Here is a 15574-nt window from a genome sequence, read left to right on the forward strand (position 1 = left end):
TCCGTCGAAATGACAAACTGGACGTTTACAAACTAAGAACTAGGGACTAATCACTAAGAACTAATCACTAGAACTAATCACTAATCACTCAAATTGCCCTATAACTCACTTTATACTCCACATTCGGTTTTACAATCAACTGATATTTATTCTTCGATAGTTCCTTAATCGTTCCTGAATTTGTTTTTGGTTTGCTGGCACTTTCAAAAATCAATTTTCCTTCTCCTTCGCCTGCTTTAACTTTAATTTCTTTGGTACTGCAATAGATGGCAACTTCGCCGTTTGGTGTTGGCACTTTTCCTTCCATCCATTTTAAACCGCCAAGATTTGGTTTGATTTCATATTCGGCATATCCCGGAGCTGTTGGTTTTACACCCAGATAATATTTCCCTAATAAGTAAATCGGACTTGCTCCCCAAGCGTGGCAAAGGCTTTTTCCGTAAGGACGACCATACATCGTTAAATGTTCCGTTCCTTTTTTGTTTGGATTGTATTCTTCCCAAAATGAAGTAGCGCCCTCATTCAGCATTCCACCCCAATAGTCTTTCATTTCTTTTAAAACGTAATCCTGTTCGCCCATTGCGCACAATGCTTCCAACTCGTAAAAACGCATGTATGGAGTTGTGATTTGAAGAACATCTTTATTAAGCAGCACATTATTTTTTACACTCTGTTTTTGTTCTTCATTAAAATAATTGAAGAAAATACCGAACATATTAGCATATCTGGTTACAATATTTTGGATTTTACCATCGATACGCTGGTGCTTCATTACGTTTTCTTTTTTATCCCAAAACACATCAAATAATTTGGTTTTCAAATTATCTCCTAATTTTTGATATTCTTTTTGGTCTTCACTTTTACCAGCAATTTCAGCACTCACCGCCATGGCTTCAAGACTTCTGGCTAAAAGCATTTGCTCAAAACTAACCTCGCCCGTTTTTGGCAATCCGTCTGCCCAATCAATAAAAACCCAATCTCCTTCTAATGGTTCAAGGAATCCGTTTTTGTTTCTTCTTTCTAAACAGAAATCCATAAGCGATTTCATTCTTGGATAAAAAGTTTTGATAAATTTCGTATCGCCTGTATGTAAGTAGTAATCGTAAACACCCACAAACCAATACAGCGAATAATCCATGATGATATTCACGTGAGCCGTTACAGGATCTTTTCCTCGAAGTGCTAACAGCGTTCGTTCTACAGAAGCCGAATCAAAGAATAAATAATAATTCATTAAATAACTTTGATAGGCATCGCCAGACCAAACCCAGCGGTCACGTTTAATTCCGTCTATAAAAAATTCACGAGAGGTTAAATGCATCGTATAAGCCGACACGTCCCAAATTTTATTCAGTTGTTCATCCGATGATTTGAATGCACCACGATAGTCTAATGGCAAATATTCATAAAGCATCGAAATCGAATCGTATTTTATACCTGCATCTGCTTGAACCTGAACATAGCGAAATGCTTTCGATCCGTCGTGTGTATAGGTTTCAAGCTGTTTTCCATCAAAAGATAAATGATCTAAGGTTTCACATTTGGCAGAATCCAGCGCTTCTTCGCGAGATTCTCCGTAATAAAGCGCTACTTTACCTTTTCCTTTCAAGCCATGAATTTTAATATAACCAAAAGTTTCTTTACCAAAATCGACCAACTGTCCAGCTCCTATTTTTTCTGTTTTCTTTGCACTTAAAGGTTTAGTCGTCAGTTTAAACTCAGAAGGTTTGTTTTCTGGCGAATTAAAATTCCAAGAGCCAACAGGCACCCAAGGTGTACCAGATTGCTGTGCTTTTCCAGTTTCATCGATCCAGAGTTTATCTTCATTGGTTACTTTCCAAGAAGCGTCGGATTTAACATATTTACCATTAATATAAATAGCCGGCAACACTTCCTGATTGTAAACTTTAAAAGAAATTTTGTGTTTTCCAGCAGGAATTTTTATTGATTTTGGCTGTCCGTAGATTTGAACACCATCTAAAAGTAGTTGAAAAGGTCCTTCCGAAAAGATTTTTGCCTCGTCTGGTTCCGGAATATTTACTTCTGTTTGAAAAGTTACCAAGGCATAAGGGCTGTAATATTGCCAAAGCGGTGGAAATACGGCTTCGCGTTCTGTACGTCTTACCTGCATTTTATTGCTTAACCAAACTTCGAAATCGCCTGGATACCAGATCCATGTCGCTTCTTTTGATTTTTCTTGTGCTGATGATAGCGAACAACAAAAAAGGGCAACAAAAAGAAGTAAAGTCTTAAAAATGGAAAAGCGGTTTAGCATAGTAAGTTTATTTTGGGACTAAAGATAAGTGTTCTCTTTACATTTCACAACCTGCACTATCCTGCTAATTCATAAAAAATAGCACTTTTTGATAATTTTTTAAGGGAAAAATTACGGCTTATCACTTTTTTAGTACTAAAAAAAATGATGTTAGAATTTTATGGGACACTGATGAAACGGATTTACTTCGTAAAAACGCGGATTTATACGGATTTTAATTATTCGGGTATTTTGTCATTTCGATCCCGAGGCTTCGGGAGAGAAATCTCCTCGAGAAGCTCGACAAAGATTGGACTTTCGTAGCGGAATTACTTGCGAAGATTTCTCGTCGAAATGACAATGATTGTGGCTATTTGTATAAAATTAAAGTTCATAATCCTTTTTTTGACAAAGCTATTGAAGAGAAATAAAAGAAAAAAATCCGCGTCAATCCGTGTCTTCGCGATAGCGAATCCGTTTTATCTGCGTTTAAATTTAGGCTGACAATCTAAGCAATCATCATATCAGATTCATTTTCATCTTCTAAAATATAATTAGAAGGCGTTTTACCCAAATGCTTCTTAAACATATAGATAAAAGCGCTGGTAGTTTCGTAACCCAAATTGAAGGCAATTTCTTTTATGGATTGTTTTTCGCCCAAACGTTTTATGGCTTCCAGCAATTTTAAACGCGTGCGCCAATCGCTAAAATTCATTCCCAATTCTTTAATAAATAAGCGGGATAAAGTTCTGGTGCTCATAAAAGAAAGTTCGGCGTAATGCTCTATCGTATTTTTACTTGCTATATCGTCCATTAAAAGTTCTACTACTTTTTGAAGTCTTTCGTGATTCGTTGTTGGCAGAAAGGTTGCACTTGGCTCAATTAAAGCCAATTCGTCTAAGAAAACAGAAATGATTCTTTTTTGTGGCGGAGTGAGATTTCCTTCTATTCCAAAAGAAATGATTTTAAAAACCAACTGCTTTAAAAACATCGGAATATCAAAGGAAAAACTATTTGTTGGCAATCCTTCCATTGCTGACGGATCGATAAAAACGCTGTAATAATTAACGTCTTTCTGAAAAGTAACCTGATGCTCTACTCCGCCCGGAAGCCACAAGCCCTGCAACGGATTCACAACCCAAATATGATTGCCCACTACAACGTTCATTACTCCTCGAGTTGCATAGATCAACTGACCTCTTGGGTGCGAGTGCGAAATACACATTTCGTTGGTTACCATTTCGGTATAGCCAATAACAGGAATCGATGGATCAATTCTGTATCCATGCTCTTGCGCCATTCGATATGTCCGAATCTGGTTATTCATTGTCCAAATATAGCAATTCTGACATTACTATTCTTTTGATCTTTGTAAAAAATAATACAGCTGTTGTTTTTAAACCTAATTTAAGAATCAAAAATTACCAAATGGACACTATTAAAGCAAACCCCGACATAGTTAAAAAAACCACCTACTCGATCTTATTTATTATAAGTTTTTCGCATCTAATCAATGATCTTTTACAGGCTGTAGTGCCTTCAATTTATCCGCTTTTAAAGGACAATTTCAGTTTGAGTTTTACCCAAATTGGTATTATTACTTTGACTTACCAAATGGTAGCGTCTATTTTACAACCATTTGTGGGAATGTATACCGATAAAAACTCAAAACCATATTCGCTGATTGTTGGAATGTGTTTTACCATGGTTGGACTTTTCTTTGTTTCGATCGCTTCAAGTTTTATCAACTTATTATTATCAGTAAGTTTAATCGGAATTGGATCTTCAATTTTCCATCCTGAATCTTCACGTGTGGCGCATTTGGCTTCTGGCGGAAAAAGAGGTTTGGCGCAGTCTATTTTTCAATTGGGAGGAAATGCAGGAAGTGCTATCGGACCTTTATTAGCCGCTTTTATCGTTATTCCGCACGGACAATCTTATATCGCTTGGTTTTGTATTATTGCTTTAGTTGGAATTTTTGCTTTGTATAAAATTGCGATTTGGTACACGGCACATTTATCTGAAAGAATGGCTAATAAATCGGCACACCAAATCGAAACGCATCATTTATCTAAAAACAGAGTAATTGCTTCGCTAATTATTTTATTGGTATTGATTTTCTCTAAATACTTCTACATGAGCAGTATTACAAGTTATTATACTTTCTTCTTGATAGATAAATTTCACATCACAATTCAGCAGTCACAAGTATATTTATTTTTATTCTCTGGCGCTGTTGCTGCAGGAACTTTGATCGGAGGACCAATTGGAGACCGATACGGAAGAAAATATGTTATCTGGGTTTCTATTTTGGGAGTTGCTCCTTTTACCTTGATGTTACCTTATGTTTCTTTATTTTGGGTTGGAACTCTATCTGTAATTATCGGATTGATTCTTTCTTCTGCATTCTCTGCAATTTTAGTTTACGCAACTGAATTAATGCCCGGAAAAGTCGGACTTGTCGCAGGTCTTTTCTTCGGATTTGCTTTCGGAATGGGAGGTTTAGGTTCTGCTATTCTCGGAAAAATCGCCGATGCGACAAGTATTGAATATGTATTTAAGATTTGTGCGTTTCTGCCTTTAATTGGTATTATCACTGGATTTTTACCAAATCTTGAGAAGAAAATTAAAAACTAATATATACTAAAAAAAATGCTCTAAAATATTTAGAGCATTTTTTTTACATTACGTTACTTGAAGTATATTTTTCCTTTTCCTGAGGAGTCATTTCTCTAAAAAGGACTTCATCATTATACTTTACTGTATACTTTTTATCGCTGTATAAGTTTTGATAACCTTCAGCAGTATAAAAAATTGGCATTACAGATCTTTCAATTACTTTATTTTTTTTACCATCTAAACCATCTACTTCTTCATCAGACAAATAATAAACATTAAATTTAAAGACATGATTTTTATCGTTATCCACAACGTTATCCATTACACCAAGCATAGAACCTGGATAAACTTGATCATTAAGTTTAACCGCTAATAAATTTTCATCCACACCGCTATATGATGCATTTGTTCCATCAGCATGGTCAACTATGATTTCTGTTCTGAAAATAGTGTTTCCTTTATCTGAGACAGCAAATTTTCTTATCTCGGTAACTAAACCTTTTCTCATTGAACATATGGTATCTTTAGTCTTAGAAAACACCGTATAATTTTTCCATATTTCAGGTTTAACATTAAATCTAAAGGTTTCATATATTCTTACCTCTTTATTCTGTTTAAATGGTAGAAAATAAACAATCGAGTTATCCAGCTGAGGCTTTATAGAACCTTTTCTATAGCTATAGGTATAAGAACAATAAATCGGCTTTTCTTTGTCAGCAGGTTCTAATTTAAAAAGTGTTCCCGAATCTTCGGTTAAATTTAAATTATATGTTTTTCTAAATGCAGAGATATTTTCAACATTTGCAGCACTTTCTAAATCAAACTCTATAAAATAATTTCCTGGTACCGCTTTAGTATAATTGTATTCTACACTGTTATCACTTTTTTTGACGCTAGTGATAAAAATCTTTTGATTTTGCGAGGCCATCTTATTAATACTAATAAAAGAAAAAATTAAAACTGCTAATATACTTTTTGACATAATTACATTTTTATCATTAAACATTTCGTAAAAGCGATGCAAATGTAATACAAAAACTACAAAACATTTAAATTAAAGTAATCTTTTTATTATTTATTTTTCTTCCGATTAATTAAAATTAAAAACCAAATACAAAACCAAAATTGTCAAACCCAGCAAACCAAACAAAAGTTTCACCTTTTTACTAGTTTTAGGAATATCCGTTTCATCTGAAAAATTAACCTCAGGATTTTTATCGGTTAAAGAGATAATAACTGCTGCAATTAAAAGCACAGCAAAAATGTAAAAGGAAATCAATAAAAAGTGAGGCCAGGCTGGATATTTATCGGCAGGAAAAATCCATAAGTATAAAACCCCAACAAATAAACTAAAGGCAGACCCCCAAGAAAGTGTTGCATTTACGGCTTTTTTTGTGGTGCGTTTCCAGAAAACACTCAGCAAAAATACAACCGATAAAGATGGCGCCAGGAAACCTAAAACCGCCTGAAAAATATTAAATAAATTTTGCCCTTTGATATTGTCAATTGCAACGGCAATCAGAATCGCAAAAACACAACCAGCTGCAATCGTTAAACGACCAATTTTGATTTGATCTTTGATAGTCGCCGTCGGATTGATTTTCTTTACGTAAATATCATTGGTAAAAACGGTGCTCAAAGCGTTTAAAGAAGAACCTATTGTTCCTACCAAAACCGCAATCATCACACAGATTACCAAACCGTTCATGCCGCTTGGAAAGAGATTCGTAACCATTGTCATATAAGCCAAATCGGAATTGCTTCCTAATTCGGGATATAAAGCATAACACAAAATTCCGGGAAGAATAAACAACGGCAAAGCCATGACTTTTAACCAACCAATGAAGTTTACGCCCAATTGCCCCTGTTCTAGATTTTTAGCTCCCAAAACACTCTGCACCATCGATTGATCGGTACAGAAAAAAGCAACTGCAGCTACAGGATATCCCAACAAAATAGCTGGCCAAGGATAATGGGCATCATCCGAAGGACGGACTAAATTCCAGAAGTTTGAAGGTGTTTTTGCAATTAAAACATCTATTCCGCCTAGTTTTTGCAAACCTAAATACGAAAGCGTCAGCGAAACTACAATCAGCAAAATCATCTGAAAAACATTCACTTTAGCAATCGCTTTTAATCCTCCGGCAAACGTAAATATTCCAGAGAAAATTACTAAAACCGTAACACTCTGCCACATCGGAATTCCTAAAATCTGACGTACTAAAACGCCTCCGCTGAATAATCCTAAAGACAGCCAGCTTACTAATATTTTTACCAAAGCATACCACGCTAAAATATTCTGAGTACTGTCGCCGTAGCGTTTCCCCATATATTCGGGCATGGTACTGACTTTACTCGCAATATATCTTGGTGCAAAAACCATCGCCAAAAGCAGTAAAAATACAAAGGCGTACCATTCGAAATTTCCTGCCACAATTCCTGTAGCATAACCAATACTCGCAAAAGCCAATAAGGACGAAGGCCCAACATTGGTTCCCCACATATTAAACCCGATGCTGTACCAGTTTAATGAATTGGAAGCCAGAAAAAGCGTTTCATTTTTCTTGCTCTGCTTCACGCTCACCACATAACCAATGACTAATAAAGTCACCAAATAAACAGCTACAATTATAAAATCGAGCGTCGTTAATTTATCGTAGATGCTGTTCATAGTCCGTATTCGTTAAGAATATCGGCGATTTTAACCGGCATTCCAGTTTGCAGTGATTTGTCCATTGCCTGCAATAAAGCCACAGTTCCAATTCCTTCTTCCATGTTTGGATAGGCTTCAAAACCCTGCTCGATGCTGTCCACAAAATATTCTAAATAATTCTGATATTCCCCGCCGTGATGGCTTTGTCCTTCAAAACGGAAATAATATTTTATCGTGCTGTCGCCCCAGGTAATTACTTTTTCTTCTCCCGTTTTGTCTGTAACTGCATAACGCAATTCGTGATAATCGGCTTGGCTTGCTCCTTCTGTTGCTCTTAAAATCGTACTCATTCCGCTGTCGCGTTGCGCTGGCTGAGTTGGCGAAGTATAGACACCGCTCACACGTGCAATTCTTCCATCGGTTGCCTTGAAGATAAAGTGCATCGTATCTTCATTTTTCAATCCTGCTGCTTGTCCGTTACTGCTGATCATTCCGTAACCCATTACTTCCTGAATGTTTGGCAGATACCATCTTATAAAATCTACAGGATGGCTCAAACCTCCGTACAGCCATTTAAACGACTGTAAAAGCGACCATTCTTTCTTTAAAAACCATCTGTGATCGGCATGATACTGCGCTTCAATTGTAATTAAATCTCCAATTAATCCTGCTTCATAATCGGCTCTTTGTCTTTTAGCTGGTTCGAAGAAACGGGAACTTTGTCCAATAAAGACTTTTTTTCCAGTCGATTTGCTTAATTCTAACAATTCTTTTGCATCAGAAAGATCATCGATAAAAGGTTTTGTACAAACAACATGTTTTCCGTGTAACAAAGCTTGTTTTACGTGCTGTGCATGCAAATGATCCGGCGTGTAAATCGCAATTATATCAATTGAAGCATCCTTTAATAAATCTTCGTAATTGGTGGTGTACGAATGAAAATCAAATTCTTTTGCGCGCTGTTTGCACAAGTCTTCGTTTCTGTCGCATATTTTTACAAGCTCTAATTTTGAACTTTCTATAGCGGCTGACATGGTGCTTCGTCCTTCTCCAAGTCCCAGAATGGCTATTTTTAACATGAGATGTGGTTATTTTTAGATTGTTGATGTTAGTTTTTTTTGTACGTATCCTAACAGGTTTCTAAAACCTGTTAGGTATTTTTCTTGCAACAGATTAAAGGATCTTCACAGATTAGAAAAATTATTTTAATCATTTAATCTTTGGTTTGTATTCCTTTGAACTTACACATACCTAACAGGTTTTGGAAACCTGTTAGGATAAGTCGTCTGTAATTATTTAGTTTCTGCTTTGTTCAAGAAAATCCAGGTTTCGTCTGGTTTTGCGCCTTCAATTCCGCTTTGATATTTCTTCATTAAAGCGTTCCATTCGTCTACACGCGGATTATTTTGGGTTGTTTTCGGATTTAGTTTGTCCAGATTTTCGCCCTTCGGAATACTGATTACCAAGATCAATTGCCTGTCTTTTTTGAAAACCTGTAACTGTTGGAAATCGGCGTTGCAGAAACCTTTTGCTACTTCCGGCCATTTTTCAAATTGCGTTTTGTGGTACTCAACATATTCTTTCTGCCCTTTTTCATCGGCAGGAAGATTCGCTGTTAAAACAATATTTTCCCAATCCGATGCCGGTTTCGAATCTTTACATCTTTCGAAGTTTTGAAAATCGTAAACCAAATCATCATAGATTTTAATTTCTAAAGAAGGAAAAGCGCCTGCCAATTTTCTCTTTGTTCTTTCCGGCTGATTCATTTTTCCGTAAATCACCAAATGATTTTTCCATTGGTACAATTCCTGACCTACGATTCTAAAACCAACCAAAGTCGATTTGATTTTTTCGATGTCAAAATCATTACCTATCAATTCGATTGCATACGGTTTTGGCATTTCCTGCAGTCCCCATTTTTCATCGATTACAACTTCTTTTTCTAAATCTTTATAAGGCGCTCTAATTCCGGCTGCCTCTTTAATTTTTGTACTCACATACGGATCGTTATGTTCCCAGATATTTCCTTTCGGACCGTTATGATTTTTTAGGATTTTTTTCTCGGCAATCCAGTTATTTTTAATTGTAAAACCTTCAGAACCTTCATCGGTATACAAATACAGCCATAAAAACGGATCGTGCGCATACGGACTATTGTAAACTTTGTCGATATAATTTTCTTCAATTCGGCTGTTGGGTTGTGCCGAAAGCGTGTAAATTCCAGCTACATCATGCAAATGTTTGGCATAATGATGAATTTTATTCCCCAGAATTTTGTTGTTCTGCATCACGTTTGGTGTATGCGTCCATCCCCAGCCCATCGCCATTCCTGAATACGATACGTCTGAAATTTCATTGTGCTCTATGGTAATATTACGCACAAAACCTGCGCTGATTCCCAAAGTTCCCCAATCTTCATTGGTTACGTTGGTAATTAAATTATCGGCAATGACTTCATCAGAACACATTTCTCTTTCGTCTTTTATAATTAAAGGCAAATGCGCTTCAAAAGCTTCTTCAGAAAAAATACCTACATTGATGGCACTTCCGCCAATATCTTTAAATAAATTTCCTTTTACGGTATTGTGATTTGTTCCTTTATTTAAATCCAAACCAGTCGAAGCCAAATGCTCAAAACGGCAGGATTCAAACTGAATATTATTCGAATAATTTACTTCAACCGCCGCACGAGGTCTTCCCACCCACGCCTGATTTTCTAAATTCGCCTGATTTGGCGTTCCCGGCTGTTTCAATTTATAGGCATCTAACAAGTACAAACCCGATTGCAATGGCACATGACCTTGCTTTGAAGGACGAAGCCAGTTGCTGTACTGAAACGAAATTCCTTTAAATCTAAAATGACTTACAGGCGAATCAATTGTTCCTTTTATTTCAACCAGATTTTCTAAAACAGGCGCAGTTACAACTGCCGAATTAATATCTTCTCCAGCTCTCGGAACATAATAGATTTTGGCATTTTTCTTGTCCAAAAACCATTCTCCAGGTTCGTTCAGCATCGAGATCCCGTTATTCAAATAAAAAGCAGAATTTCCGTTATTTTTAGAGATCCACGGTGCCGGCCACGGGTGTTCGCTCTGAATACGGCTTTCAGGCTCTTCAAACGAAAGTCTGGCGCTGTCTTTCTGAACTTCAATATTTTTGATTCGGAGATTGGCAATCGACCACCATTGTACGATAAACATTTCCATTCCAGGCTCAAACTTTATCGATTTGTCTTTAAACGGAATCCAGCAGGTTTGCGACTGATGATCCCACGATAAAATTCGGTCCATTGCATTTCCAGCAGTGCTTTTGGCTCTCACTGCTTTTTTTCCATTTACCCATAATTGTCGGTAATTGATAATTGAACCTGCTTTTTGAGGCGCATCGGCCACCCAAAATGTTCCTTTTTTACCATTTAAAATGCTGGTTTTTTTCCAGTTTTTAATTTCGATTCCCCCGCTAATAATTGGCTTTGCATTTGCATCGGCTTCAATTGTTGTTGGACTTTCTGGAGTTCCCGAATCTTCTGGTCTTACAAACAAAGGTTCGTTTAAATAATACGTTCCGTTCATTACTATAATTCGGATTCCGTCTTTTATAGATGGATCTTTTAGTCGGCGTAGTTCTCTGGCTTTTCGCATTGCCATGTGAACCGTTGCCAGCGGATTTGATTTTGTTCCGATGTTGGAATCATTTCCCGATGGCGACACCCAAATTTCAGCAGCATTCGCCGAAAAAAAAGTGAATATCATTAAAAAAACGATCAGTAATTTGTTGAAAGGAAGTAAGCGCATTATTTATAGTATTGATTTTTTTCTTAGGATAAAATTATCAGGCATTAATTTAAAGCACTAATAATTTTACAAATAAATGTGTTTTTAACACTTTTACCAAATAATTCGTCCAATTTACTTGAACATAAAGTTATATGTATCCTGTACCCTCCTGTTTGTGGTTTTTGATTTAGCCACGAATTACACGAATAGCACTAATTTTTTTATTTAATTAACTCCAATTGCCTCCAGCTTTAGATGAAGGTTTATAATTTAAAGAGTAAAGGCTTTAGTCAAATTTTGAAATTTAGATAAAGCCTGGAAATGTTTAAAATATAACCCCCAGCTAAAGCTGGAGGCAATTCATATTCATATTATTAATTACATAGAAAGAAAAATTAGTGCAATTCGTGTAATTCGTGGCAAACATTTAAACTTTTTTTAATAGATTTGTGTAATCGATTACATTTAACTATTATTATTAATGTGAGAAGTAATTTTTCACATCTATAAAAATAACACCAAAAATTTACTAACAATGAAAACCAACCGACTAAATCTTTTTTCTCTTGCAATGGCAATTATGCTTTGTATGGGGTCGAAAAATGTAAATGCTCAAAGCACCTCTTACGATACTTATGCTAATGTTGAATTCAAAATGCCAAAAGTAAACGAACCAATTATTCCAAATAATGTTGTGAACTTAAAGGATTTTGGAGCAGTCAACGGCGGTTATGTTTTAAATACAAAAGCTTTCGCTGATGCCATTGATGGGCTTTCTAAAAAAGGCGGAGGAAAATTAGTTATTCCGCCTGGAATCTGGCTGACGGGGCCAATCATTTTAAAAAGCAATATTGAATTGCATGCTCAAACTGGAGCTTTAATTAAATTCTCTACAGACAAATCTTTATATCCAATTATCGAAACTAGCTTTGAGGGCCTAAATACATGGCGTTGTATCTCTCCTATTTATGGTAAAAATCTAGAGAATATTGCTTTTACCGGAAATGGAGTTTGGGACGGTTCTGGCGAAGCTTGGAGACAGGTAAAAAAGAGTAAATTGACAGAGGAACAGTGGAAAAAGTTTGTGGCTTCTGGCGGAGTCTTAAATGAAAAGAAAGACAGTTGGTATCCATCTGAGCAATATTTAAAAGGTGCTAAAGGTGCAGATCAGAACGTTCGTCCTGATTTAAAAACGAAAGAAGATTTTGAAGCGATTCATGATTTCTTACGTCCAGTATTGGTGAGTATTCAAAATAGTAAAAGAGTGATGTTTGATGGGCCAGTTTTCCAAAATTCACCAGCTTGGAACATTCATCCTTTATTAATTGAAGATTTAATTGTTCGAAATATAACCGTTAGAAATCCATGGTTTTCACAAAATGGTGACGGACTTGATGTTGAATCATGTAAAAATGTAATCATCGAAAACTCTAGCTTTGATGTTGGAGATGATGCCATCTGTATTAAATCTGGAAAAGATAAAGACGGACGTGACAGAGGCGTTCCTTGCGAAAATATCATTGTAAAAAACAATATTGTTTATCACGGCCACGGCGGTGTTACGGTTGGAAGTGAGATGTCTGGTGGTGTAAAAAATCTGCATGTTTCTAATTGTACTTTTATGGGAACTGATGTTGGTTTACGTTTTAAAAGTACTCGCGGACGCGGTGGTATAGTTGAAAACATTTATATCTCAGATGTTTTTATGACTGATATTCCTTCTCAGGCGATTTCTTTTGATTTGTATTACGGAGGAAAATCGATCGCTGAAACTCTAGCGGAAGGTGGGAATACTGTTAGTACAAAAGCGATTCCAGTAAATGAGGAAACACCTCAGTTTAAAAATATTGTAATCAAAAATATTACGATTAAAGGCGCTCAGCAGGCAGTATTTTTACAAGGTCTACCTGAAATGAATTTAGAAAATATTGAAATCTCAAACTTGATTGCCAAAGCTCAAAAAGGATTTTCTATTATTGATGCAAACGGAATTAAAATCACTAACGCTCAATTGGATATCGAAGCTAAAAATGCTTTTGAAATTTACAATACGCAAAACCTTTCATTAAAAAACATCGAGTTTAATTCTGGTTCTTCTAATATGATTACAATTGATGGTGGAGCGAGTAAAAATATTGATTTGAGTGGTTCTAATTTATCGAAAAGTACTACTATTGGAAAGGATGTTCCTAAGAAAGCGGTTAAGTTTTAATTTTTTGTAAAAGGTTAAATGTTAACTGTAAAAGGTTAGCTATATTATAAAATAGAAAAGAGGATGTTCAACATGAATATCCTCTTTTTTTGCGTTTTATTTGTCATTTCGACGAAGGAGAAATCTCCGCAAGAAACTCCGCAAAGATTTACTTTGATTGTCGAGCTACTTATGAAGATTTTTCTCCCGAAGCCTCGGGATCGAAATGACAAACTATGCGTTAAGTATAGTAGCTTTGAATGCACTCGTAACTCATAACTCATAACTTATAACTTATAAAACCTACTCACATTCTCAAACCAAACTTTATTCTGGTCTTCAATTGAAAATCCTGAAATATAATCTTCCAAAATTTTTACCACTTCATTATAATCTGAAGCTACATTTAAAACCGGCCAATCTGATCCGTACATCAATTTATCGATTGAAAAGTTTTCAAAAATTACATCTAAATACGGTTTTAGATCTTCTGGTTTCCAATTTTTCCAGTCGGCTTCTGTGACCATTCCAGAAATCTTACACCACACATTATTGTATTTTGCTATTTCTTCGATGCCGCTTTTCCAAGAATAAATAGTTTCTGATTTGATGTTTGGCTTTGCTATATGATCGATTACAAACTTTTGGTTTGGAAAATCTTTCACCAAACTTATAGCTGCCGGCAATTGGCGTTCGAAAATCAATATATCATACGTATAATCAAATGGTTTTAAAGCTGCGATTCCTCTTCTAAACGCTTCTCCATACATAAAATCATCAGCTTCGCCTTGAACAACATGTCTAAAACCTTTCAGTTTTTCTTCGTTCGAAAAGAATTGTAAACGCTCATCGATATTTTCATTTCGTAAATCTATCCAGCCGACAACACCTTTTATGAAATCATTTTTTGAAGCTAAATCCAATAAAAAATGAGTTTCTTCTTCAGACTGACTTGCTTGAACTGCCACACAGCCTTCAAACTGATTTTCTTTTAATAGTGGCTGTAAATCTTCTGGAAGAAAATCTCTCTGAATATTTTGCATCGTTTCATCAATCCAGCTGTCTCGAACGGGATCAAACTTCCAAAAATGCTGATGGGAATCTATTCGTTTACTCATATCTTTTTAATTAACATCGCTGATTAAAGCGCGGTCTAAATGTACGTAACCTCCATCCACAAAAACAAATTGTCCTGTAGTATGCGATGATTTTTCTGAAATGATAAAAAGTGCCGTATCTGCAATTTCTTCTGTTTTGGTCATTCGGCTTTCTAACGGAATACTTTTATTGATTTTATTTAAAACTGTTTCGCCGTCTGGCAATGTTTTAATCCAATCTTCGTAAGCCGGAGTATAACTTTCCGCAATAATAATTGCATTCGAACGAATTCCAAACTGAATCAAATCTACTGCCCATTCTCTGGTAAGTCCCAAAACTCCGCCTTTCGCAGCAGCGTAACCTGAAGTTCCGCCCTGCCCTGTTAAAGCTACTTTTGAACCAATATTTAAGATATTTCCTTTTGATTCTTTCAAATATGGAAGTGCATATTTAGCCAGTAGAAAGTAACTTACTACATTCAATTTCAATGAATTCATAAAATCCTCGTAGCTTGAATCTAATCCTGCACCGTCATTTACACCAACATTATTAATAATAGCATCGATTCTGCCGTATTTTGCTGCGATTACTTTTACAGCATTTTCTATTGCTACGGGATCGGTTACATCTGTCTGAACAAATAAAGAATTAACGCCTCTTTTTTGAAGTTTTTCCACGTATTCAAAACCTCTTGCATTTCTGTCAACCAAAACCGGAATTGCACCTTCATCTGCCAGTCTGTTAACGATCGTTTCTCCAATACTGCCTTCCTTTCCAGCCGAACCAGAAACAACAACTATTTTATTTTTTAAGTTTAAATCCATTTCTTTTTGTGTTAGATGTAATTTGTAAAATGTCTCTTTTGTAAAAAGTGATTTGTGAAATGTAAAATGATTTTTCTTTTTGTGAAATATAAGAGGTGAAATGTGAAATGTAAAATCCGATCGCTTTATGTCTATATAACGAAAATCACATTTCAC

10 protein-coding genes are annotated in these 15574 nt (G+C 35.7%); 2 read left to right on the forward strand and 8 right to left on the reverse strand.

The features are described 5' to 3' along the window. Positions 1-88: 88 nt before the first annotated feature. Together QMG60_RS17635 and QMG60_RS17640 are read right to left on the reverse strand one after the other, a co-directional pair. On the reverse strand, positions 89-2275 hold the full coding sequence (locus QMG60_RS17635) for an alpha-rhamnosidase (protein ID WP_281865849.1): 2187 nt from the start codon (positions 2273-2275) through the stop codon (positions 89-91). A 487-nt stretch (positions 2276-2762) separates the two neighbouring features. Continuing rightward, positions 2763-3554: a helix-turn-helix transcriptional regulator gene (locus tag QMG60_RS17640; protein ID WP_281865850.1), complete on the reverse strand. Its 792-nt coding sequence runs from the start codon at positions 3552-3554 to the stop codon at positions 2763-2765. Between the two features lie 128 nt (positions 3555-3682). Between QMG60_RS17640 and QMG60_RS17645 the strand changes: the two genes are divergently transcribed. Continuing rightward, a complete protein-coding gene (locus QMG60_RS17645; RefSeq protein WP_281865851.1) occupies positions 3683-4891 on the forward strand; it encodes an MFS transporter in 1209 nt (402 codons plus the stop codon). Positions 4892-4934: 43 nt separating this feature from the next. On the opposite strand, the gene QMG60_RS17650 is transcribed toward QMG60_RS17645, so the two are convergent. From QMG60_RS17650 to QMG60_RS17665, 4 genes are all read right to left on the reverse strand, one after another. Further along, positions 4935-5855, reverse strand: a complete 921-nt coding sequence (locus QMG60_RS17650) for a hypothetical protein (RefSeq protein WP_166669316.1) — start codon at positions 5853-5855, stop codon at positions 4935-4937. 108 nt (positions 5856-5963) lie between these two features. Further along, positions 5964-7544 (reverse strand): sodium:solute symporter, encoded by a 1581-nt coding sequence (locus QMG60_RS17655; protein WP_281865852.1) that lies wholly within the window; start codon positions 7542-7544, stop codon positions 5964-5966. Beyond that, positions 7541-8605, reverse strand: a complete 1065-nt coding sequence (locus QMG60_RS17660) for a Gfo/Idh/MocA family oxidoreductase (protein ID WP_281865853.1) — start codon at positions 8603-8605, stop codon at positions 7541-7543. The genes QMG60_RS17655 and QMG60_RS17660 overlap by 4 nt, the downstream gene beginning before the upstream one ends. Before the next feature lie 213 nt (positions 8606-8818). Continuing rightward, the gene (locus tag QMG60_RS17665; RefSeq protein ID WP_281865854.1) at positions 8819-11281 is read right to left on the reverse strand and encodes a right-handed parallel beta-helix repeat-containing protein; all 2463 of its coding nucleotides are present in this window, start codon (positions 11279-11281) and stop codon (positions 8819-8821) included. 559 nt (positions 11282-11840) lie between these two features. On the opposite strand from QMG60_RS17665, the gene QMG60_RS17670 reads away from it, so the two are divergent. Continuing rightward, the gene (locus QMG60_RS17670) at positions 11841-13517 is read left to right on the forward strand and encodes a glycoside hydrolase family 28 protein (RefSeq protein WP_281865855.1); all 1677 of its coding nucleotides are present in this window, start codon (positions 11841-11843) and stop codon (positions 13515-13517) included. A 266-nt stretch (positions 13518-13783) separates the two neighbouring features. On the opposite strand, the gene QMG60_RS17675 is transcribed toward QMG60_RS17670, so the two are convergent. Continuing rightward, positions 13784-14614 carry an amidohydrolase family protein gene (locus QMG60_RS17675; RefSeq protein ID WP_281865856.1) on the reverse strand — a complete coding sequence of 277 codons (831 nt, stop codon included), beginning with the start codon at positions 14612-14614 and terminating at the stop codon, positions 13784-13786. Between the two features lie 6 nt (positions 14615-14620). Further along, positions 14621-15418 (reverse strand): SDR family oxidoreductase, encoded by a 798-nt coding sequence (locus QMG60_RS17680; protein WP_281865857.1) that lies wholly within the window; start codon positions 15416-15418, stop codon positions 14621-14623. Between the last annotated feature and the right edge of the window lie 156 nt (positions 15419-15574).

Origin of the sequence: Flavobacterium sp. GSB-24 (genome assembly GCF_027924665.1) — a bacterium.
Taxonomy (GTDB): Bacteria; Bacteroidota; Bacteroidia; order Flavobacteriales; family Flavobacteriaceae; genus Flavobacterium.